The organism is Siphonobacter sp. SORGH_AS_0500, from assembly GCF_031453245.1.
Taxonomy (GTDB): Bacteria; Bacteroidota; Bacteroidia; order Cytophagales; family Spirosomataceae; genus Siphonobacter.
On record NZ_JAVIYT010000001.1, the window covers coordinates 1,661,587 to 1,684,173 of the forward strand.

Here is a 22,587-nt window from a genome sequence, read left to right on the forward strand (position 1 = left end):
GACGGTTGTCGTCGGGTTTCTTTTGCTTTATAGCTACAGCGACTAGAGACCAATTTCATGACTTAGTCCAAATGCTTTGGCACTGGCCTGAATGGTTTGCAAGAGCTCGGTATAGCTAAAAATGCGTCCCTCGATATAATCCCGTTCGGAAGGATCGCAGAAGGCCAGGCGATCCCGAAGTTCGTGGATGCCACTATGAACCGTAATGAGTACATCGTGAATGAATTCCAGGTATGTTTCGGGCTGCTGCATGGATATTATCGGTTAACAACGGCTTCAAAATGATTCCAGTCAATTTCCCGGAAGTCGGCAATGACCGCCGAAGTAATGGGTGCGAGTTCGTCTTCGCTGTGACTAGTAGAGACCCCAATGACGGGCATACCTGCCGCTTTCCCAGCCTGAATTCCCAATAAGGCGTCTTCAAAAACAACGCAATTTTTGGGATGAACTCCTACTGACTCCGCTGCTTTCAGGTAAATATCGGGAGCAGGCTTGCCATTCTGAACCATCGAAGCATCGACCACTACATCAAAAAGTGGACGTAAGCCCGTTCCATCCAGCGTGAACGCTACGTTTTCGATAGGAGCAGAAGTAGCTACGGCACATTTCACCCCGTGTTCACGTAAGACATTCAGAAAGCCAATCAAACCCTCGGCAGGTTCCAGGTGAGGGCCATAATTGTTCCGATACATTTCTTCTTTTTCAATGGACATCTCCCGAAGTTCTTCGGCTGAAGGCTCACGACCCAGCAGAAACGCAAAAGAATCGAATGAGTTTTTGCCATTGAGCTGGGTATAATACATTTCCTTACTGAAAGCAAACCCGTGAGCTTCACAGAATATACGCCAGGCAGTTTCGTGGTAAGGCATATTATTGACAATCACGCCGTCCATGTCAAAGAGAGCGGCAAGGGTAGTGGGATCAGGTAAAATACTCATGCAATGAATGTTTTGAGAAATTATCTAAAATGTATAATCGTAAAACCATACTACGAGTGATGGTTTCTGAAACCTTTACCGATTAAGCATCGGAAGGTTTCTCTGTTCATCTGCGACGCTCAGCGTTACAAACAGCTCTTTTTTGCGAATCCGAGTTGGAAACGCGGAATAACGCCTAATTGAAAGTACATAGAGAAAACCAGCAGGCTCCTTCGCTCTGGATGACAGTGAGGAATGAAAATGCTTCCTCGAATGAATGGAAAGAGAATGTACGGTCTCTCTATTTCATTAAAATGTCTTTTTCAGACCAGTCTCTAAAATCAGGAAACAAAAAATCGGTACCACTCGGGTCGAAGTGATCGCTGAGTAAATGCAAGAAACAAAGAAATAGGTAAGAAGGAATAGATTATTCCAAGGTAATTTTCAGCCCATCATACGCCAAATGCACGTGTGGAGGTAGCTCGGCCTCAACAGCCGCGTGTAGTCCCATGTTGTGGCTAATGTGAGTAAGGTAAGCGGTTTCGGGCTGAACCCGCTCAATTACTTCTAGAGCTTCTGGTAAGGTATAATGCGAAAGATGTTTGGGGCCTTTATGCAAGGCATTAATAACCATAACCCGCGTACCTTTCAGCTTTTCCAGTTCTTCTTCCGCAATAAAATTAGCGTCAGTAATGTAGGAGAAATCGCCAATCCGGTAACCAAAGACGGGCAGCTTATGATGCATGACCTGAATGGGTGTGAGGGTGAGACCTAACACTTCAAAAGGCTCGTTCTGAATGGGATTTAGTTCCAGACGGGGAATGCCAGGATATTTTTTTTCAGCGAAAGCATAGGCAAATTCAACTTTAATCTGCTCCAGTACTTCAGGCTGACCATACAGAGGAATATCCGAATTCTGACGAAAATTGAAAGGACGTACATCGTCCAGACCAGCCGTGTGGTCTTTGTGAGCATGCGTAAACACAACCGCATCCAGATGCAGAATATGCTCCCGAAGCATTTGCATGCGAAAATCTGGTCCGGTATCAAAAACCAGACTACGACCTTCGACTTCCACGTGAATGGAAACGCGTAGACGCTTATCCCGAAAATCAAGCGAACGGCAGACCACACAGTCGCATCCAATGACCGGAACGCCTTGAGAAGTACCCGTACCAAGGAAAGTGACTTGCATACAAAACAGGCAAAGATGAGCGGAAGCTTCCGCTCATCTTCTAAAGAATGATGGATAAATCGAGGTAGAAAAAAACTATTCTACAACGCCACCCGTGTATTCACGAACTTTAGCTACGAGAGCATCAAAGTTAAGGGGCTTGATCAGAATGTCGTCAAAACCAGCAGACTTGAACTCCTCGGGAGAATAATTGCGGGCATTACCTGTGATGGCAAGAATAGGGGTTTTGGCCTTGTTTGCATCGGGTAATTTCCGAATCTGACGGGCACATTCCATTCCATCCATAACGGGCATGTTGATGTCTAACAACACCACGTCATAATTTTCTTTTTCAAGGAGTTGTAAAACTTGCTCGCCGTTTTTCACGGAAGTAATCTCGAAATTCTGAAATTCCAGGATTTTCTTAGCCAGGTTTTGAATGACGGAGCTATCTTCAGCAATAAGAACGCGTTTGAAGGCCATTGTCGAAATATTGGGTTTCGGAGTAAAATGATAAAGCGAAATAACAGCTAATTACCGGAGAACCTTCAAAAAAATAAAAAGGAATCGTCCTGTCCTGTGGGTGTATTTCCAAAAACGTAAAGATAAAGTCGTGGTTGACAGTAGCTTGTCTTTCAGAAAAACAAATAAAAATAATCAGCGGGTCTACAGGCATCCTGTTACATTACCTACAGGACTTTATGTACCTTCTGATACCCTATCTAACCAAAAATTTAACCCTGAAGTTTCGGGTTATTCAAATGCCGGGTCGCGTCGCGGATGTTTTTCTTTTCGAGGTTACGCTCAAAAGCTTCCGTCAGATTAATTCCGGTTTGATTAGCCAGACAGATTAATACCCAGAGGACATCAGCCATTTCATCGCCCAGATCTTTGCCTTTGTCGGATTCCTTTTCGGATTGTTCTCCGTAGCGGCGAGCCATAATCCGGGCCATTTCGCCGACTTCCTCCATCAGAATAGCCGTGTTAGTTAACTCATTAAAGTAACGAACACCGACGGTTGTAATCCATTCGTCTACGGTTTTCTGAGCTTCTTCTAAGGTCATTTAGATGCGGTTTTTTGAATCTATGATAATCGTAACGGGACCGTCGTTCAACAAGGCGACTTTCATATCCGCCCCAAATTCGCCCGTTTGAATGGATTGTCCTAACTCTTCTTCCAGTTGGAGAATCATTTTTTCGTACAAAGGAATCGCTACTTCGGGTCGGGCAGCCTCAATGTAACTTGGGCGGTTACCCTTTTTGGTGCTGGCAAATAATGTAAACTGACTGATTAATAGAATATTACCATTGACGGATTTTAAATCCAGATTCATCTTTCCTTCTTCATCCCCAAAAATGCGTAAGCCTGTAATTTTCCGGGCGAGCCACTGCAAATCTTCTTCCGTATCGGTATGGGTAACGCCCAGTAACACCAGTAAGCCTTGGTCAATCTGACCTTTGATGAGTCCGTCAATCGTCACAGAAGCCTGAGTAACCCGTTGAATCACTGCAATCATAATTTAGTTTTCCGTTTACGGTTTTCCGTTTTCCGTTTTCAGTGGTAGAAACGCGATTGCTCGCGTCTGGGTAGGGTTAGTTTTTAGAGGTTCGTTTTCAGATTGTAATGACCATATGCCGATTTATTTATTGATGCTTAGTCATTTACGAAATGAATTATAGTCTATAAACATGTTTCCTTTTCTCTCAATTAGGTTGTTATACCGCTGGCAGCGGAAGAGTAAAGACTATTTTTGAGAAATAAATTTATTTGATAAACAACTAACAACTAACAACTAACAACTAACAACTAACAACTAACAACCGCAGCGGCGGCCGCTAACAACTAACAATCCCTCACCAATTATAAAGCAAATAAGCAATTCCAAAATAGACACTGTAGCCTAGAAAGTCGTTGGCGGTGGTGATAAAAGGCCCGGAAGCTACAGAGGGGTTAATGCCGTATCGATTCAGAATGATGGGCGTAACAGTTCCGGTGAAGGATGAAAGTAATACCACGGCCATCAGCGAAACAGCTACCACCAGCGAGAGCTTAACCGGGTGGGAAAGAATCAGATAGGTAATCAGAAATACAAATGCTGCAATCATCACGCCTTTTAGTAAGGCAACTGTGGCGATTTTAAGCATTCGGGGCCAGAATTCACCCGTAAAACCCGACTTGTCGCTCAGAATCTGCACCATGAACGAGGAAGACTGAATACCTACATTTCCGCCCGTTGAACCGATAATGGGAATAAACAAAGCCAGAGCCGGAACCATCATTAGCAGGTCATGCTCGAAAATACCGAGGAACTTGGCTGCCAGCAAACTGCCAATCATACCAATGCCCAGCCAGGGTAAACGCGAACGCGTGATCTTCCAGACGGAATCGTCCTCTTCGACTTCTTCCGAAACCCCGGTAATGGCCGCAATATCTTCCTGTGCCTGCTCGGTAATAACATCAATGACGTCATCAATTGTAATTTGTCCAAGTAAGCGTTTCTGAACATTTACTACGGGCAGGGCGTCCAGGTCATAGCGTCGCATGAGCTCGGCTACGTCTTCGGCGGAATCATAAGTAGAAGTATAAATTACTTCATGATCGTAAATCTGTTCAATGCTGCTGCCTCGTTTGGCCAGAATAATATCCTTTAGAGAAACAATACCGAGTAAGGTATTCTCGTCGTCAACCACGTAAACCGTGTATACTTTCTCTACCTCTTCGGCCTGCCGACGAATTTCCTCAACGCATTCCGTAACCGTTTGCCGAACGTTGATTTTTACTAACTCCTTCTGCATCAGCCCTCCGGCTGTGTCGGGCTCGTACGGTAACAGATCTACAATAAAACGGGCCTGTTCACGGTCTTCAATCAGGGCAATAACTTCCTCCCGAATCCGAACGGATTGCTCGATTAATAAATCAACGGCATCGTCCGAGTCCAGCACATTGACGTACCGGGCCATCTGAGCGGAGTCAAACAGAGCCAGTAAGTCCCGACGAATACTGGCATCCATTTCCGCCAGAATTTCGGCTCCCGTTTCAATATCCAGCAATTGAAGCACATAGTAAGCCTGCTCGGGTTCGAGTTCACTCAGTAATACCGAGATATCCGCCGAAAACAGATGCTCCAGTTCCAGCCGAATAAAAACCTCATCTCGTTGATCAACGGCGTTACTTAGCTGTTCAATATACTCTTTAGTAAGCTCGAAAGCCATACAAAAGGGGCTATTTGAAGGGTGGAAGAAAGGATAAAAAAGTGGTCAGAAATTTAAGGCTGAGCTTTTTTGGCCTGTTGGATGGTTTGCGTGATGTCCACAAATTCGGCTACCCCTAACTGTTCGGCCCGTTTATCCAGCAAAGGATGATCGAAGATCACACCGATGGGCTTAAGAGCGTTCCGAAGCGTCTTGCGGCGTTGGTTAAAAGCCGTTTTTACGACATTAAAAAACAGTTTCTCATCACAGGCTAACTCGGCTACGGCGTTGCGTTCCAGACGAATTACGCCGGATTGTACTTTTGGTGGAGGATCAAATGCTCCGGGAGGAACGGTGAAGTGATACTTAATGTCGTAAAAAGCTTGAAGTAACACGCTTAAAATGCCGTAATCCCGGCTCCCCGGAGGTGAGGCAATGCGTTGAGCTACTTCTTTTTGTAGCATGCAAACAACCTCGGGAATCAGATCCCGGTGTTCGAGCACCTTAAAGAAAATCTGGCTGGAAATGTTATACGGAAAGTTTCCAATCACCCCAAAAGGCTCCGTGGAGAACGTGTTGAGATTCCAGCGTAAAAAATCGTAGTTATGAATTCGGGGTGATAACTCCGGGAAATGGACGTTCAGGTAATCCACCGACTCGCGGTCAATTTCCACAACGTGCGTTTCAAACTGCGGTTTCTTCAGCAGAAACTGCGTTAATACTCCCATCCCCGGGCCGATTTCCAGTACCGTGCGGTAGTTCTGATATCCCGACAGCAAATCAGCAATTCGCTCGCAAGCGTGTAAGTCGCGGAGGAAATGTTGCCCTAAATGCTTTTTTGCTTTTACTTTCATTCAAGAAGTTAGTAAAATATTCAGTCGTGCTTCCTTCTGAATACGAATCCTGGCTTGTTACTGAACTCAAAAACTGGATTTAATCTTTAATAAAAAGAATTAAATTTAGATATACTTTAGTTTAGTTTGAAAGCCGTTATTGAAATGTAGGCCAAAATTACCCTGATTTTTGTAGTTTTAACGAAAATGGGACGTTATAATCCGTAAATCAGATGCTGATACCTGAGTATATCGCATTTTACGAATCGCCGCTGGGTTGGATGGAGTTGAAAGCTTCGGCAGAACAGTTACATTCGGCACGGTTTGTAACGGCAAAAGACCAGCAGAGGCTAACGCCACTCCTGAAGGATGCTCAGCGACAATTGCAGGAATATTTCGTTGGAAAACGGAAGGATTTTGACCTGCCGCTGTATCTGAACGGAACGGCTTTTCAACAGAGCGTCTGGCAGCAATTGCGGAAGTTACCCTACGCCGAAACGATTTCCTACATCAATCTGGCCTGCACGATGGGCGATGAAAAAGCGACCCGAGCCGTAGCGGCGGCTAATGCCAAGAACCAGATTGCTTTGATTGTTCCCTGTCATCGGGTGATTGGTTCGGATGGAAACCCCGTAGGTTACGCCTGGGAAATCTGGCGGAAACATTGGCTGTTGCAACACGAACAGCGAAATGCAGAGAAAGGCCAATTGTCATTATTTTAAAACGAAAAAGCTAAACGTCTGCGATTAACCGGGCGTTTTATCATCATAACACATGAGTAAAGTTAGTATGGCCGAACCTGTTTCAACCTTGCGACAAACTTCGCCGGGGTTACCCCTGAGCTCGGCCTCTTCAGAACTACAGGATCTGATCCGTAATACCACGGATTTGATCCAGATGATTGATTTACAGGGACGCTTTCTGTACGTAAACAAAGCCTGGAAAGATACCATTGGTTATCGGTCGGCGGAGTTGAATCAGATGAATCTTCGGGATGTTATTCACCCGGAGTTTATGGAAGAGACACTGAGTAGATTTGACCGGGTGAAGAATGGGGAGCAAATCCCTGATTTTGAGGCGGTTTACCGTCGGAAAGACGGTCGCCGGGTGTATGTGTCTGGTTCGGTTAACTGTCGGTACGATGAAAATGGTAATCCCATCGTTTTTCGGTGTATTTTTCACGATACCACGGCCAAAAACCGGGCCGAAAATGCTCAGAATCTTTATTACCAGATTGCCAACTCGACTTTGAGTACGCGAAGTCTGGACGATCTGTATCAGTTCATTCATGAGGAATTGGGGAAAGTAATTGATACCAAAAACTTCTTCATTTCGCTTTACGATCCTTCTAAAAGTTACCTCTATTTTCCGTATTACGTGGATGAATATTTTGATAAGAATATTCGATTTACAAAGCGGAAACTGGGGAATGGATTAAACGAATACGCCATTGTGGCCAACCGGCCTTTGATGCTAACGGAAACAGAAATCCAGGAACTGGCCCGTCAGAAAGTATTATACATCTACGGACAAATTCCGAAGGTAATGTTATGCGTACCGCTTCGGATCGGAGATCGGGTCACGGGGATTATCGGGGTTAAATCCTACGAGCGTACCAACAAATACGATATCCGGGATCTGGAGTTACTGGAGTTTATTTCGGGTCAGGTTGCCGTTGCGATTGAAAGAAAGCAGGCGGAATCGGATCTGGCTAAACAAACGGCTCGTCTGCATGCCATTTTTGAATCATCGAGTCACCTGATGTGGACGGTGAACCGTCGTTTGCAGCTAACCTCCTTCAATGATAATTACCTGAACCTGATTCAAAGTCAGCTTCATGTACCACCGCAGGTGAACGTCACGACCGACCAGTTTGCCTGGCGACTGATGAATCCGGCGAACCGGAAAATCATGGAGGATAAGTATAAAGGGGCATTTCGGGGAAAAGCCGAGTCGTATGAAGTACACATGGATAACATCCGGTACGGCGAAGATATCTGGCTGGAGGTATACCTGAACCCCATTTTGCTGGCCGATGGTCGCATTGAAGAAGTAGCAGGTATTGCCCGGGATATTACGCCGTTGAAGCGATCTGCCCGCGAGTTACTGAAGGCCAAAGAAGAAGCCGAGCGTTCGCTGAAAGTAAAAGAACGGTTTCTGGCGAACATGTCGCACGAAATCCGTACGCCCATGAACGGGGTTATCGGGATGATTGACTTATTGAGCAGTACGCATCTGGAAGAAGAGCAGCGGGAATACGTTCATACGATTAAAAAATCTTCGGAAACGTTACTTAATATTCTGAATGACATTCTGGATTTATCAAAAATCGAAGCCGGAAAAATGGTGCTGCACGAAGCTCCATTCGAGTTCAGAAGTATTTTCGATAAGTTAACCAGCCTGTTTGGACAGACTGCCCGAAACCGGAACAATACCCTGAGTTACGACCTGGGCGAAAATCTTCCGCAGTACATCATTGCGGATGAAACGCGGTTACTGCAAATTCTTTCCAACCTGACTTCCAACGCTCTGAAATTTACCGAGCATGGTTCGGTTCAGGTACGGGTAACCAATTTGTCGACGCACGGCAAGTGGCACAAAATCAAGGTTGAGGTTATTGATAGCGGCATCGGAATTTCTTCTGAAGGCTTGAAACAGCTTTTTGGAGCCTTCCAGCAACTGGATAATACGACTCGCAAATCCTTCGGAGGAACGGGTCTGGGGCTGGCGATTTCCCGCGAGTTATCCCGACTGATGAAGGGAGAAATGGGCGTGGAATCAGAAGTAGGGAAGGGGAAGTACCTTCTGGTTTACGGTGGAATTAAAGGAAACCATGATTGCTCCGTTTCAGGAGAAAAAATACGCGGAAGAGTTTCAGATTCTGAATTACCTGGCCCAGGAAAATCCCCATATTTTACTGGTGGATGATAACGCAGTAAACCGGAAAGTAGCCAGTGAAATTCTTTCCAAAGCGGGTTGCCGGGTTCAAACAGCCGATTCTGGGCGGAAGGCTATTCAGTTGGTCGATGCCAGTGAAAAAGCGGAACGCTATGACCTCATTCTGATGGACATTCAAATGCCCGATATGGATGGTCTGGAAACGACGCATGAGTTAAGGCGGTTGTTCGGAGAAAAACTGCCGCCCGTGCTGGCCATGACGGCTTATTCCATGAAAGAAGACCGCGAGCGGTTCCTGAGTCAAGGCATGAACGATTACGTGTCCAAACCCATCCGAGCCGAAATGTTGGTGCTGAAGGTGAAAGAATGGGTAGATCGAATGGCCAGTCGCCAGCGGGAAGCGGTTCGATTAGAAACCAAAGTAAAAGAGCCTGAGCCTGTTATACAAAAACCAGCCTCTGCTGAACTGAACGAGCTGTACGATTTTGCGGTCGTCAACCAGTTAGCCGAACTGGCGGGAAAAGAAATGGTCGAGCAGGTATTTGCCGAATTTGAACAGGAAGCAATCGAGCAAATCAAACTAGCCCAGGAATTTTTCGAGACGCAGGATTTTCAGGGCGTTGAGTCGAACCTGCATACCCTGAAAGGTAATGCCGGAACGCTGGGCATCACGCGATTACATGAAGCCGTGAAAACGCTGGAGCATAAAACAAAAGTGGGTAACTTCAGCACCTTTGCTACTGAATTTCCACCCATTAAAGATGAGTTTAACATCTTTCAGGAAACCTACACCCAGGTGTTGGAAACGTTAGCCTAACTCTAGAAATCTACCAAACAAAAGAGCGATCAGAAGACAGCCTTCTGATCGCTCTTTTGTTTAACTATCTTCGGAGAAACTTTATTTACGAATCAGCTTTGCCACGTACGCCCACATCCGGGAAGGAATGGATAAAAACCAAACAAGTACATTAAACGCTAAATAGAAAACCGCAATAATGGGGTAAGCCAAAATAAAAATGATGTTGAAAATAATGGCACCGGGCGTTATGTATTTGGAGCGTTCGGGTCTTTTGATCATATACGTGTGTTTTTACAAGATAGTAACGATAGAACGAAAGAAAGGTTCCGGTCAGGATTTGAGTTTTTTATGAATCAGCCAGTTAAGGCTTTAAATGCTGATTTACAGGATAATTATTATTGTTCAACGGCCAGATAGCTTACTTCTGCACGGACGCGGCGGTCTGTAGGCATGAGTTTCTCAAAGGCCCGGGCTGAAAGTCGCACAATCACGCCCCCTGCTGGACCCGTATCGGGTAACTTGCCAATTACTTTCACAATCACACTTTGGTTATTCGCCTCATTCCGAACGGTTAACATCGTTCCGACGGGAGCTGAGCGGTGCAAGGCCAGATACTTACCCGATTTATCCTGAGCATCAATTAACTCGCACAAACCGATCTCTGTAACTTTCTTCGCTCCCGTGCTTGCATTGGGAACGGGGTCATTTTCGGTACGAACGGGAGTTAATACTTCGGCTTCTGGTTTGGGAGTGGTAACGGGTTTGCTCCCCGTGGGTTGAGGGGCGGCTTCGGGCTTCGTTTTTGTCGTCGTATCCGCTTTTTTAGGGGGTTCCTGAACGGCTACTTCGGGTTTATTTACTACGACAGGAGCTTTGGGTGCTTCCGTTTTTACGGGCTCTGCTTTGGTTGGTTCTGGTTTACGGGGTTCCGTTACGGGTGTTTTGACGGGAGCTGCCGCTACTTCCGTTTTACCAGAATCAGATTTACCCGGATCCGAAACGTACAAAACCTGACCGAATTTTACGGTACCGTCGGCTGGAATATTATTCCATTTTTTCAATTCAGCCGTTCCTACTTCATACTTGCGGGCAATGCTGAATAACGTTTGACCGGACTCTACTTTATGCGTTTTGGCTACCGAATTAGTTGCCCCAACGGAGGTTGCCCCAACGGAAGTTGCCGTAGCTGGTGCGGCATGATCTGAACGACGCCAGGGTCGGGGAATTCGTACAACGGATTCTGACCGCAGATTACCCGAGAAATCAGGATTAACGGCTTTGAATTCATCCAGGGTGACGTTATACTTCTTCAAGAGGCTATATAAAGTCTGTCCGGGCGTTACCTGATACACAATCAGCGTTTTACCATTCTTCCACTCCGTCCCGATAGAATCCAAAGGAATGGATCGGGCGGAAGTTTGTAACGAATGAAGACAAAAAAGGCCGAAGAGGGGGATGAAAAAATTATGATACCGCATAGCAGCAAAGATAAACCTGATCTTTTATATAAATGAGTTGGTGTCGCCAGTTGATAAAGGTCGTATGCCCTTGTGCATCGCCGAGTGAAAGCGGCTCATGAAACTGAACCTGCCCCGTATTAGTAACGACTAAGAGGTTGTTTTTAAGCTTTTCAGACTCGTAAAAATAATAAGAAATAATGATCAACGGTGTTAATTCCAGATAATCACAGGCACCGATGGGGTGGTTTTCAGTGGTATAACGTATTAATTTCTGTAAAGTCGCCAGGTGCACATTTCCTTCCGGGTAATGAACCGGAAGGCGGATTTCATGCAGAGCAGACTGAGAAGGCATTTGGGGAACGGATTGTCCCGTTCGCAAATCCAGAAACTCATAAGATTCTTCCCCGGACTGTACCCGAACGATTGCATCCAGCGTTTCCTGCCAGATTCGGTTAGGTACCGTCCAGAGGAGTTCTCCCGTACGTCCATCCAAAGCGTGTAAAGCAGTGGGGCGGGGCACTTCCGGTTCTTCGAATGAATGATACAAAATAACCCCATGAAAACAGCCCAGCATATTAACCCACCAAGCAACCTCTACCAGAGGAGTCTGATTTTGGGAGAAAAAATGCCCATCTTCAGCACAGGCCAGTGACTGGACGTAAGCCTTTCGTTGCTCCGAATCCCGAATTTCGATGCCTACATAGGGATCATAGGGATCTGGAGAAATTTTATAGATGGGATGGGAAAATTCAAGACGCTGCATACCGATACACTGGAATAAAAATTTTGAATTAACAATCTTATGCTTTTCGCTGCCGTTACTTCTATACAGGTGTATTGAAAGCAGCGAAGCTTCCTTAACTTGCCAGCAGAAGGATAAGGTTCCTTCTGGCTTAACCTTCCATTCTTTCAACTGAGTAAAACTTCAGTTTATACGTATGCAAAAGTATTCCATCCTTTGGGCCGATGACGAAATTGACCTATTAAAACCATATATTCTTTTTTTACAGCAAAAAGGCTATGAGGTAACTCCCGTTAACTCAGGGGCCGATGCCCTGGAACAACTCGAAAATAATACGTTCGATTTAGTCTTCCTGGACGAAATGATGCCCGGTTTGACGGGTCTTGAAACGCTTGCTCAACTTAAACAGCAGTGGCCAAATCTTCCGGTGGTCATGATTACCAAGTCCGAGGAAGAGCACATTATGGAGGGAGCTATCGGTTCTAAAATTGCCGATTACCTCATTAAGCCACTCAACCCGAACCAGATTCTGCTTTCGGTACGTAAGATTCTGGATTCAAGACGATTAGTAGAGGAAAAAACCAATTTGAGTTACCAGCAGGAATTCCGTCAGTTATCCATGCAGTATCAGGATCGTATTGGCCATGAAGAATGGGCGGATATTTACAAGAAGCTGGTTTATTGGGAGTTAGAAATTGATGATACTCCTAATAAAAGCATGGAAGAAGTAATGAATATGCAGAAGTCGGAAGCTAATGCAAACTTCTGTAAATTCATTGAAGATAATTACGAAGACTGGATTAACGAGCCCAAAGCCGACAAACCAATTCTTTCGAATATGTTACTTCGGAAAAAGGTTTTCCCACATTTGCAGGCTGGTAATCCCTTATACTTTATCCTGATTGATAATTTTCGCTATGATCAGTGGAAACTCATCGAGCGAACCTTGACGGAATACTTCACCATTGATGAAGAAAGTCACTATTACTCGATTCTTCCCACAACGACCTCCTTTGCCCGTAACTCCATATTCTCGGGTTTATTACCCAGCGAAATAGAGAAACAATACCCACGTCTCTGGGTACACGACATTGAGGGCGATCAGAAAAATGATGAAGAAGGTCTGAATGTGCATGAGGAAGAGTTTCTACAAATGCAATTGCAGAAAAGTCGTTTAGGCCATATTAAAATGTCCTATCACAAAATTCTGAACGTCAATCAGGGAAAAGCACTCGTCGAAAACTTTAACAATGTCTCCAATAACGATCTGATCGCAGTAGTTTACAATTTCGTAGACATGCTTTCCCACGCTCGGACGGACTCGACGATGATTAAGGAACTGGCTGCCGATGAATCAGCTTATCGAAGCCTGACTAATTCCTGGTTCCAGCACTCGCCTTTATTGGATTTCCTGAAAAAGATTGCGGAAAAAGGAGGACGAGTGGTACTGACAACCGACCACGGAATGATTCGGGTTCAGAAGCCCGTTCGCATCATTGGCGACCGTTCCGTGAATACCAATCTTCGCTATAAGCAGGGTAAAAACCTGAATTTTGATGAAGATCACGTTTTGGTTTGTCGCCGTCCCGAAGCCTTTGGCTTACCGAAATTTAACGTTTCTTCGGCATATGTCTTTGCCATGGAAGATTACTTCTTTGCCTATCCTAATAACTACAATTATTACGTCAATTATTATAAAGACACTTTCCAGCACGGAGGAGTGTCGCTGGAAGAAGTGATTGTGCCGGTAGTACAGTTAAAAGCAAAATAAACGCCCTGTTTCTGAATAGTTATAAAGCCCATTCTTATCTTTGAATGGGCTTTATAGCTATTTATTGTATACCCCAGAATAATATATTTTTAAGGTTTACGCCGTGGTTGGTGTCTCACCAACCACAGTTTGCGTACAAATGGCTGGTGAGACACCAGCCATGGCAGGGAAAGCTAAACGCAATGAAGTCGCGTCTTACTTAATGAAACTTTCTTATAACCCGCTGTGCGTATAAACAAATCGCAGATGACTGGTAGGATTTTGGATTGCTAATCGCTGTATTTTAGATCAAAATGATGGGCCTATTCGAAAGTTTTGCGAGGGGAAATGTTAGAATTTTTTCTTTTTTTGTGCCTTCACTGCTAGGGAATGGTCATACGCACAATGGGTATAATTGTATACCCCAGAATAATATATTTTTAAGGTTATAGTCGAGAGAGCCTAGTGTGAGCTAAAATTTCTTACTTTGCATACATTAATAAGGTAAGGAGTTTTGTACAATCCTATATCTTTATGGTATCCACCTAACCCATGCTTTATGCGTTTTTTTACCTACCTGTCTTTAGGTATTCTACTAGGCTTTTTCAACCCGGTCTTCGCTCAGGACGACGACGAAAGTAAATCTTCAGGATCTTATTATGTACAGGCCGCTACGACGGCTCTTTCTACGTCAGGACGAACCCCGTTCTGGTTGCAAACCAATCAATACGGAACTATTCCAATTAAACCCCAGGGTGGTTTATTCACGATCGGTGCTAAATACCACGTCCCCCTTTCGCCCCATACCCATCACTGGTCTGTGGATGGAGCTTTCGAAGGCCTTCTTCAAACGCAAAATCCTAATGTGAAAGGAATCATTACGGAAGGATATTTACGTCTGAACTTTAAAAACTGGGAATTATACGGGGGGCGAAAAAGAGAATACGTTGGTTTGTCAGATACCTTAACCGGGACGGGTTCTTTGAACTGGTCTGGTAACTCCCTGCCCATTCCTCAGATTCATCTCGGTACTAAAAAATTTGTCCCCGTTCCTTTGGTTGGCAAGTGGCTGAAATTCAAAGCCTATTTTGCCCACGGCTGGTTCGAAAACTATAATTCTTTTACCAAAGATGCTTACCTCCATCAAAAAGGATTTTACCTAAAATTTGGTAAGGAAAACTGGCTCATCAATTTGTATGGTGGATTAAGCCATTTTGTTCAGTGGGGCGGTTATGCTCCATCTCTGAAAGGCGACCCGGGCATTTTGTCTAAAGATGGGAAGTTCAATGGCTCCTGGTTTGCTTACTGGAATGGAGTGGTGCTGGCCAAAAGTATGCAGGTTAAATACGGGTATCAGGGGTATCCTTTTGATGATTTTATTTCGATTGACGTAAACCGGATCGGGAACCATTTAGGGACAGTGGACGCCGCACTTGAGGTGAAACATTGTGATTTTAACCTATTTTTCTACCGTCAAAGTATGTTCGATGACGGCTCCCTATACTATCTCATTAATATTGATGATGGCTTGAATGGAGTGCGGTATATTAACCATATACAGCAGGCTTCAGACGTTCATTTGGAACGGGTTGGTTTTGAATACTTAAGCACGATTAGTCAGGGCGGAAATGACTTTATTATTGACGATCCTTTGAAAAGGGGCGGGGATAACTACTTTAATCACAGTCAGTATCAGGATGGATGGACGTATTTTGATCGTTCGATTGGAACCCCTTTCGTCCAGCCGGATAGTGATTTGAAAAAGGATATTCAGACCCATGTGCGTGGAATGCCCAATAACCGGGTTCAGGTCTTTAATCTTACCTTTCTGGGTAAATACAAAAAACGGACAACCTGGGAAATTCGCGGTTCTTACAGCCGGAATTTTGGTACTTATAATAACATGCGAGAAGAGCCTTACGTAAACGGCCCATTCAAACAGTTTTCGGGCTTAATCCGCATAGGGGTAAAAATGCCCTGGCTCAGGGGAAGCGAGTTTTCGGGTGCTCTGGCTTACGACAAAGGCCAGATGTATGATGACACCTTCGGAGCCTATTTAAGTATCCGCAAAACGGGCTTAATCGGAAGAGCTCGTTAGAAATATTCTATCCTATTTCATGCGTTTTGATTGCCTGGGTCATTAAGACTCAGGTAGTAAAAATGCATGACCTGTAACGGAACTACTGAAAGATACAGAGGATTAAAACATTATAAATAGTTACTAGTTCTGCTCTATACATAGTTTATGAATTAACCACTATTCGTTAATTATTCCTCCATTTAAATGTATCACAAACCCCTTCAACGAAGTATCTTCTTATTATTTTTTTGCAGCTTATGGGTACAGGCACAGGATACTACCAAATATCGCCCTTCAGGAACGTACTTTATTCAACTCGCAACCACTGCTCTCTCTACCAGCAATCGCACAGCCTTTTGGTTACAGGCTAATCAATATGGGATTATTCCCTCAACGCCGCAGAATGCTCTACTTTCAGCCGGGGTATATTATGCCATTCCATTGTCAAAAAAATGGACTATTGATGCTGCGGTAGCAGGTGTAGGTCAAAGTAATAATCCTGATTACAAGGGAATTATTTCAGAAGGATACCTGCGATTGAAGTTCAAGAAATGGGAACTGTACGGCGGACGTAAGCGGGAGTACATAGGGTTGTCAGATACACTGCTAGGCATGGGCTCCATGGTTTCTTCCACGAATGCCTTACCTATTCCACAGGTTCGATTTGGGACGTACGACTTTATACCCATTATTGGAAAGTGGGTTTGGGTAAAAGGGTATTGGGTTCATGGCTGGTTTGAGAATAGCCGCCCTTTTGTTAAAAACGCCCTCCTGCATCAGAAAGGATTGTACGTAAGATTAGGCGGAAACAAGTCCCCCCTCGTTTTACACGCCGGAGTTAACCATTCAGTACAATGGGGAGGGTACGCCGAAACATTCAGGCAAGATAATGGTGCCATGTCCCGCTATGGCTACTATGAGAATTCATGGCTGGGGTATCGTGGGGTTGTTAGCGGGATGAGTATGGCCGAGTACGCCGTTGCTTATCCCGGTCGGGTTATTGTTTTTGACCAAAATCGCGTTGGTAATCATCTGGGCACGATTGATTTAGGCCTACAGGTCAGATTCAAAGCATTTGATTTGTTTGCCTATCGGCAAATTATGTTTGAAGATGGATCTTTATTTTATCGGCTACAGGCCGCCGATAGCTTCAACGGACTTCGCTGGCTTAATAAAAAACGATCTGATCCTGCGTTTTACCTGAGTCGAGTTACTGTAGAATTTCTGAGCACGATTGATCAGGGCGGAGCTGAATTTATGGATACGGATCCCAGAAAACGGGGGCGAGACAATTACTTCAATAACAGTCAGTATCAGGATGGCTGGATGTATTTTGGAAGAACACTTGGCACTCCATTTATCATTCCTGACAGTGAGTTAAAGAAAAGCGTGCGAAGAAATGCCCTGGGTTTCACCAATAATCGGGTAGAGGTAGGGCACCTGGGACTAGCGGGTCGGATTCATCGGAGAACCTCTTGGGAGTTAAAGCTTTCGGCCAGCCGGAATTACGGTACCTACATCATGCCTTATTATAAAACCCTAGACCAGTTTTCAGGATATTTACGCATCGGAACGCAGCTTAAATGGCTGAAAGGAGGAGAACTTAGCGGAGCTGTCGCCTATGATGACGGACGAATTCTGGATTCTACGTTAGGCGGATTTGTTAGTTTTCGTAAAACAGGGACTTTCTAATGAGAAGAGCGAAGAAATAGAATTCTTCGCTCTACATTGGTTAAAATGAGTTTACCCCTTTACACTGTTAATCAATGCTTTTGTTTTCCTTGGGTAGAGACGCGACTTCATCGCGTCTGGGTAGAGGCGATATTATTACATTAGTTGGATGAAAAGGCATTTTCATTATCCCTATAGTACTTTCATCTCCCAGCTAGACGCGATGAAGTCGCGTCTCTACTTGGGAAAAGGGACGGCCTCGTTTGGAGCCGTCCCTTTTCGTTACTAATTAATGCTTTTGTTTTCCTTGGGTAGAGACGCGACTTCATCGCGTCTGGGTAGAGGCAGTTTTAGCTACCTACGTAATCATTCCGTTCAAAAACCCGGTTATTTTCACAACGTAGCATTCGCTGCGGAAACTTGCGAATCAGGTCAAAGTCGTGCGTAGCCATCAATACCGACATGCCCGATTTATTAATGGAAAGAAATAAACGCATGATTTCTTCCGAAACTTCCGGGTCGAGGTTACCTGTAGGTTCATCGGCCAGTAAAATCTCAGGATCATTCAGCAGGGCCCGGGCAATGCCTACGCGTTGCTGCTCGCCACCGGAAAGCTGATAGGGCATTTTATTCATGGAACTACTAAGACCTACCCGAATCAATACTTCGGCTATCCGGGTTTTCATTTTCATAGAATCCGTCCATCCCGTAGCTTTCAGCACAAACTCCAGATTTTGAGTGATGTTACGATCCATGAATAACTGAAAATCCTGGAAAACGATGCCTAATTTCCGACGTAAAAAAGGGATATTCGACCGACGGATGGAATTAAGCTCATACCCGGCAATCTGAGCTGAACCCTTCGTCAGGGGTAAGTCCGCATAAAGCGTTTTTAGTAAAGAACTTTTGCCACTGCCCGTTCTTCCAATCATATACACAAACTCGCCCTTACCAATGGCGAAGTTCACATTCTCCAGGATAAGCTTATTTCCCGCCTGGTAAATGTCCGCATTAATGACCTGAACAATGGGTTGATTCGTAAACGCTGTATTAATCATACACTAGTTTTTCAGTTTACTGTTTTCAGTCTTCGGTTTAGCTTGTAAACGAAAAATGAAACCGTTCCAGTTTGGGGGAATAAATGTAAGGTACTTTTAAAACAAACATTCAGACAAATAGTTTGCAAATTAAATACTGCGTCACTTTAACAAAAGTCAAAAGCATCGAATTTGACTCAATTCCGATAGCCCGCTTTGGAAAGCTCGTAGATACAGGCTAATTTTGTATGAAAATAAGTTACCCGTAATCGATTAGTTTACTGAGCGTTAGCAGTAATGAGCTGACTATTAACAAGTTTTGTTCACCCTTTTACACCTTTGAAACTAATCGTCTCTATCACTTTTTATTGTTAGGTCTTCGAATTAAGCTATGGAAGCTACGCAAACGTACATCCCTTACAAAGTAAAAGACATTTCGCTGGCCGAATGGGGTCGCAAAGAAATCCGCCTGGCCGAAGCTGAAATGCCAGGTCTGATGGCTATTCGTAAAGAATATGGTCCTCAGAAACCACTTGCTGGTGCTCGCATAGCCGGATGTCTGCACATGACGATTCAGACGGCTGTTTTGATTGAAACTTTAGTGGAACTGGGTGCCGAAGTAACCTGGTCTTCCTGTAATATTTTCTCAACGCAGGATCACGCTGCCGCAGCTATTGCCGCCGCAGGTGTTGCTGTTTATGCCTGGAAAGGCATGAACGAAGAGGAGTTCAACTGGTGCATCGAGCAGACTTTGTTCTTCGGCCCGGATCGCAAGCCTCTGAATATGATTCTGGATGACGGTGGCGATTTAACCAATATGGTTTTTGACGAATACACCGAGCTGATCGACGGCATCAAAGGTCTTTCTGAAGAAACTACTACGGGTGTTCACCGTCTGTACGAGCGTTTCCGTAAAGGAACCTTATATCTGCCCGCTATCAACGTAAACGATTCGGTAACGAAATCTAAATTTGATAACAAATACGGTTGTAAAGAGTCGCTGGTAGATGCCATTCGTCGTGGTACGGACCTAATGCTGGCGGGTAAAGTAGCCGTTGTTGCTGGTTATGGTGACGTAGGAAAAGGTTCTGCGGAATCACTTCGTGGAGCAGGTTGCCGCGTATTAGTGACCGAAATCGATCCTATTTGTGCTCTTCAGGCTGCTATGGATGGCTATGAAGTAGTAACCATGGACGACGCTGCTCCCCGGGCTAATATCTTTGTAACAGCTACGGGTAACGTTAACATCATTAAGGAGCGTCACTTCCGGGCGATGAAGGACAAGGCTGTTGTTTGTAACATTGGGCACTTCGATAACGAAATCGATATGGCCTGGTTGAACAGTGCTTACGGTTCTACCAAAACACAGATCAAACCACAGGTTGACCTGTACGAAATTGATGGTAAAGAAGTAATCGTATTGGCTGAAGGTCGTTTAGTGAACCTGGGCGTTGCCATGGGTCACCCTTCTTTCGTGATGTCTAACTCGTTCTCGAACCAGACACTGGCTCAGATCGAATTGTGGACGAACACTGATAAATACGAGAAGAAAGTATACGTGTTACCGAAACACCTGGATGAAAAAGTAGCGGCTCTTCACCTGGACCACATTGGTGCCAAACTGGAAAAGCTGGAGCCTGCTCAGGCTGAGTACATCGGCGTAACGGTAGAAGGTCCGTTTAAATCCGATCAGTATCGTTACTAATCGTATCGAAATGGATTGAAAAGCCAGGCTCTTGTATGAAAGGCCTGGCTTTTCTTTTTTTATTTGCACTGTATTTGTGGTTTTGTGTTAGGTTAATGATTGACTTTTTCCTCCTTCATGAAAAAACTCATAGTTATACTCGGTTGTATGTTTCTGGCTATTTCCAAGGGCTGGTCGCAGGTATCACCGGAGGAAAATTTGCGGGCGAATCTGAATCAATTTCGTAGTAATTATGATGTAACTTACTATGAGCTTGAGGTAAAGGTTATACCTCAGACACAGTCGCTGGAAGGTACCGTAACGATGCATTTTCAGACACTCGAAAATCTTCTTCGCTTGCAGGTAGATCTGGATCAGAATCTGGAGGTTTCTACGATTACTTACCAAAAACACAAGCTAGCATTCAAGCGGCAGGATCGAGCTATTTTCGTTGATTTTCTGGAACCAATTCCCAAAGGAGGGTTAGCCTCGATTCGGATTGAGTATAAAGGGCGGCCTCCAATGACCCAGAATGCTCCTCAACAGGGCGGCTTCGACTGGCGGCAAAACCTATCGGGAAAAGACTGGATTGCCGTTTCTCCCCAGCAAACCGGAGGGAGTGGGTGGTGGCCCTGTAAGGATCATATTTCCGATCAGGCGGATTCCATGCGTATTAAAATTGTGGTTCCGAAGGAGTTAATAGCCGTTTCGAATGGCCGATTAACCAGCGTACTGAAAAATCGTTCGGATGGTTTCTGGTCGTATCAGTGGAAGGTGAGTGAGCCCATTCAGACGACGAATGTTATGCTGAGTATCAGCAATTACGTTCTCATCAAAGATACCTACGAGTCCGATGAATACGGAAATCTGGAGTTGAGTTACTACGTCTTACCCACTAACGAAGCCAAAGCCAGAGCTCACTTCAAGCAGGTAAAAACCATCTTACGAACGTACGAGCGGATTCTGGGAAAGTATCCTTTCTGGCGGGACGGATATACGGTTGTTGATACTCCGTTTCAGGGCGTCTATGCACACGGACTTATTCCTTACGCCAATTTTTACCGGAATATTCCCGAACAAAACGTGGATTATACCCTGCTACACGGCACGGCTTCTCAGTATTTTGGTAATAGCATCAGCAATGAAAACGAGGTAGCTTTGTGGATTCCCGAAGCTTTTTCTACTTACGCGGAAGCCTTATTCATCGAACGCCGAAAGAGCTACGTAGATGCTCTGGAGTACCTCAAAAAGTACCGGAAGAATATTAAAAACGCGGCTCCGCTGGCGAGCCTTTCCCCAACGGTTCAGATTCGTTCTGATCAGGACCCGGCTTATAAAGGAGCCTGGATCATCCATACGCTCCGAAAAATCGTTAACGATGATTCGGCATGGTATGCCCTTATGCGGGACATTCCCCAGCATTTTGCTCACCAGCTTATCACCAACGAAGCATTGGTACGCTATCTGAATCAGCAATCAGGGATCGACTGTACCCCTTTCTTCAATCATTACCTGTTTCAACTTGACCCGCCAGTGTTTGAGTTTATGGCGGTGGACAACCCCAGACGTTACAAGTTGACCTACCGCTGGCGTTCGCGGGTACCGGGCTTTAAAATGCCGATGCGGGTAACCTTTGGCGATCGTTACCAGACGTTATACCCTACTCAGGAGTGGCAAACCATCACCTTACCCAAGCAGGATGGGCAGAAGTTTGTATTGGATATGGATCGGTTTTACGTGTTTGGAAATCACTTACCCCTGCCTGACTGAAGTTGGTACGGGATTTTCGAGCTTCCAGGGAAACTAAAGAAATACAGTTATGGCTGAAGTAAAAGAGTTATCCCAAAGCGAACAGATCGCCTTACTTAAAGATAAAATCAAAGAAGTGAAAGTGGCGATGTTAACTACCTTCAACGATGAGGAGGGGTTACGTAGCCGTCCCATGGCAACTACCGAAATGGAAGAGGATGGGACCTTATGGTTTTTCACGAAAGAACATTCCCGTAAAACGGACGAGGTCGAGCAGGATCATCGGGTAAGCGTATCCTACGCCGATCCCAACAGTAATACATACGTGAGCGTACAGGGACGGGCCAAAGTGGTTACGGACAAAGCAAAACTGGAAGAGCTTTACTCGCCGGTCCTGAAAGCCTGGTTCCCCGATGGTATAGATGATCCTGAGTTAGCTCTGCTGAAAGTAAATGTGGAAGAAGCTGAGTTCTGGGACAGTTCTTCCAACAAGCTGGTGAACGGTTTCCGAATGCTGAAAGCCGCCATCACCGGCACTAAATTTGAAAGTGGTCAGCACGGAACAGTAACTTTATAAAGTATGTAGCAAAGAGATCTGGTT

General features: G+C 44.9%; 21 protein-coding genes. 9 read left to right on the forward strand and 12 right to left on the reverse strand.

Translation table 11 applies throughout. The features are described 5' to 3' along the window. Positions 1–42: 42 nt before the first annotated feature. From QE357_RS06850 to rsmA, 8 genes are all read right to left on the reverse strand, one after another. Positions 43–252, reverse strand: a complete 210-nt coding sequence (locus tag QE357_RS06850; protein ID WP_309706501.1) for a hypothetical protein — start codon at positions 250–252, stop codon at positions 43–45. A 5-nt stretch (positions 253–257) separates the two neighbouring features. Next, complete coding sequence (locus tag QE357_RS06855) at positions 258–938, reverse strand: HAD family phosphatase (protein WP_309706502.1); 681 nt, start codon at positions 936–938, stop codon at positions 258–260. Positions 939–1,344: 406 nt separating this feature from the next. Next, positions 1,345–2,112 (reverse strand): MBL fold metallo-hydrolase, encoded by a 768-nt coding sequence (locus QE357_RS06860; protein ID WP_106635428.1) that lies wholly within the window; start codon positions 2,110–2,112, stop codon positions 1,345–1,347. A gap of 75 nt (positions 2,113–2,187) precedes the next feature. Continuing rightward, positions 2,188–2,574 (reverse strand): response regulator, encoded by a 387-nt coding sequence (locus tag QE357_RS06865; protein WP_106635429.1) that lies wholly within the window; start codon positions 2,572–2,574, stop codon positions 2,188–2,190. A gap of 251 nt (positions 2,575–2,825) precedes the next feature. Continuing rightward, positions 2,826–3,155, reverse strand: a complete 330-nt coding sequence (locus tag QE357_RS06870; RefSeq protein ID WP_106635430.1) for a nucleotide pyrophosphohydrolase — start codon at positions 3,153–3,155, stop codon at positions 2,826–2,828. Then, positions 3,156–3,608: a D-aminoacyl-tRNA deacylase gene (gene dtd / locus QE357_RS06875; protein WP_106635431.1), complete on the reverse strand. Its 453-nt coding sequence runs from the start codon at positions 3,606–3,608 to the stop codon at positions 3,156–3,158. It abuts the gene before it with no gap. Between the two features lie 337 nt (positions 3,609–3,945). Further along, a complete protein-coding gene (gene mgtE / locus QE357_RS06880) occupies positions 3,946–5,304 on the reverse strand; it encodes a magnesium transporter (protein WP_309706503.1) in 1,359 nt (452 codons plus the stop codon). A gap of 53 nt (positions 5,305–5,357) precedes the next feature. After that, the gene (gene rsmA / locus QE357_RS06885; protein ID WP_106635433.1) at positions 5,358–6,137 is read right to left on the reverse strand and encodes a 16S rRNA (adenine(1518)-N(6)/adenine(1519)-N(6))-dimethyltransferase RsmA; all 780 of its coding nucleotides are present in this window, start codon (positions 6,135–6,137) and stop codon (positions 5,358–5,360) included. Positions 6,138–6,349: 212 nt separating this feature from the next. Here rsmA and QE357_RS06890 point away from each other — a divergent pair, with 212 nt between their 5' ends. Genes QE357_RS06890 through QE357_RS06900 form a run of 3 tightly spaced genes read left to right on the forward strand, consistent with a single transcriptional unit; the run spans position 6,350 to position 9,831 of the window. Next, positions 6,350–6,838 carry a methylated-DNA--[protein]-cysteine S-methyltransferase gene (locus QE357_RS06890; protein WP_309706504.1) on the forward strand — a complete coding sequence of 163 codons (489 nt, stop codon included), beginning with the start codon at positions 6,350–6,352 and terminating at the stop codon, positions 6,836–6,838. A gap of 52 nt (positions 6,839–6,890) precedes the next feature. Continuing rightward, complete coding sequence (locus QE357_RS06895) at positions 6,891–9,044, forward strand: PAS domain S-box protein (RefSeq protein ID WP_309706505.1); 2,154 nt, start codon at positions 6,891–6,893, stop codon at positions 9,042–9,044. Continuing rightward, entirely contained in the window at positions 8,950–9,831 is an 882-nt protein-coding gene (locus tag QE357_RS06900; RefSeq protein ID WP_309706506.1) for a response regulator, read from the forward strand. Before QE357_RS06895 ends, QE357_RS06900 begins: the two co-directional genes overlap by 95 nt. A gap of 81 nt (positions 9,832–9,912) precedes the next feature. Here the strand turns inward: QE357_RS06900 and QE357_RS06905 are convergent, their stop codons facing one another. From QE357_RS06905 to QE357_RS06915, 3 genes are all read right to left on the reverse strand, one after another. Next, entirely contained in the window at positions 9,913–10,092 is a 180-nt protein-coding gene (locus QE357_RS06905; protein ID WP_106635436.1) for a hypothetical protein, read from the reverse strand. 116 nt (positions 10,093–10,208) lie between these two features. Beyond that, on the reverse strand, positions 10,209–11,210 hold the full coding sequence (locus QE357_RS06910; RefSeq protein ID WP_309706507.1) for a LysM peptidoglycan-binding domain-containing protein: 1,002 nt from the start codon (positions 11,208–11,210) through the stop codon (positions 10,209–10,211). A gap of 67 nt (positions 11,211–11,277) precedes the next feature. Then, positions 11,278–12,036, reverse strand: coding sequence for a DUF4905 domain-containing protein (locus QE357_RS06915; protein WP_309706508.1), 759 nt, complete (start codon positions 12,034–12,036; stop codon positions 11,278–11,280). A 175-nt stretch (positions 12,037–12,211) separates the two neighbouring features. Between QE357_RS06915 and QE357_RS06920 the strand changes: the two genes are divergently transcribed. From QE357_RS06920 to QE357_RS06930, 3 genes are all read left to right on the forward strand, one after another. After that, positions 12,212–13,786 carry a PglZ domain-containing protein gene (locus tag QE357_RS06920; protein ID WP_309706509.1) on the forward strand — a complete coding sequence of 525 codons (1,575 nt, stop codon included), beginning with the start codon at positions 12,212–12,214 and terminating at the stop codon, positions 13,784–13,786. 538 nt (positions 13,787–14,324) lie between these two features. Then, a complete protein-coding gene (locus QE357_RS06925; RefSeq protein WP_309706510.1) occupies positions 14,325–15,863 on the forward strand; it encodes a capsule assembly Wzi family protein in 1,539 nt (512 codons plus the stop codon). 186 nt (positions 15,864–16,049) lie between these two features. Continuing rightward, positions 16,050–17,537 (forward strand): capsule assembly Wzi family protein, encoded by a 1,488-nt coding sequence (locus QE357_RS06930; protein ID WP_309706511.1) that lies wholly within the window; start codon positions 16,050–16,052, stop codon positions 17,535–17,537. A gap of 329 nt (positions 17,538–17,866) precedes the next feature. Here QE357_RS06930 and QE357_RS06935 read toward each other — a convergent pair whose 3' ends face one another. Next, positions 17,867–18,574 (reverse strand): cell division ATP-binding protein FtsE, encoded by a 708-nt coding sequence (locus tag QE357_RS06935; RefSeq protein WP_307142514.1) that lies wholly within the window; start codon positions 18,572–18,574, stop codon positions 17,867–17,869. A gap of 370 nt (positions 18,575–18,944) precedes the next feature. Here QE357_RS06935 and ahcY point away from each other — a divergent pair, with 370 nt between their 5' ends. The 3 genes from ahcY (at position 18,945) to QE357_RS06950 (ending at position 22,563) form a co-directional block, all read left to right on the forward strand. Continuing rightward, positions 18,945–20,258, forward strand: a complete 1,314-nt coding sequence (ahcY, locus tag QE357_RS06940) for an adenosylhomocysteinase (RefSeq protein WP_307142515.1) — start codon at positions 18,945–18,947, stop codon at positions 20,256–20,258. Positions 20,259–20,375: 117 nt separating this feature from the next. Then, positions 20,376–22,007 carry a M1 family metallopeptidase gene (locus QE357_RS06945; RefSeq protein WP_309706512.1) on the forward strand — a complete coding sequence of 544 codons (1,632 nt, stop codon included), beginning with the start codon at positions 20,376–20,378 and terminating at the stop codon, positions 22,005–22,007. Positions 22,008–22,056: 49 nt separating this feature from the next. Beyond that, positions 22,057–22,563 carry a pyridoxamine 5'-phosphate oxidase family protein gene (locus QE357_RS06950; RefSeq protein ID WP_106635444.1) on the forward strand — a complete coding sequence of 169 codons (507 nt, stop codon included), beginning with the start codon at positions 22,057–22,059 and terminating at the stop codon, positions 22,561–22,563. The last annotated feature ends 24 nt before the right edge of the window (positions 22,564–22,587 follow it).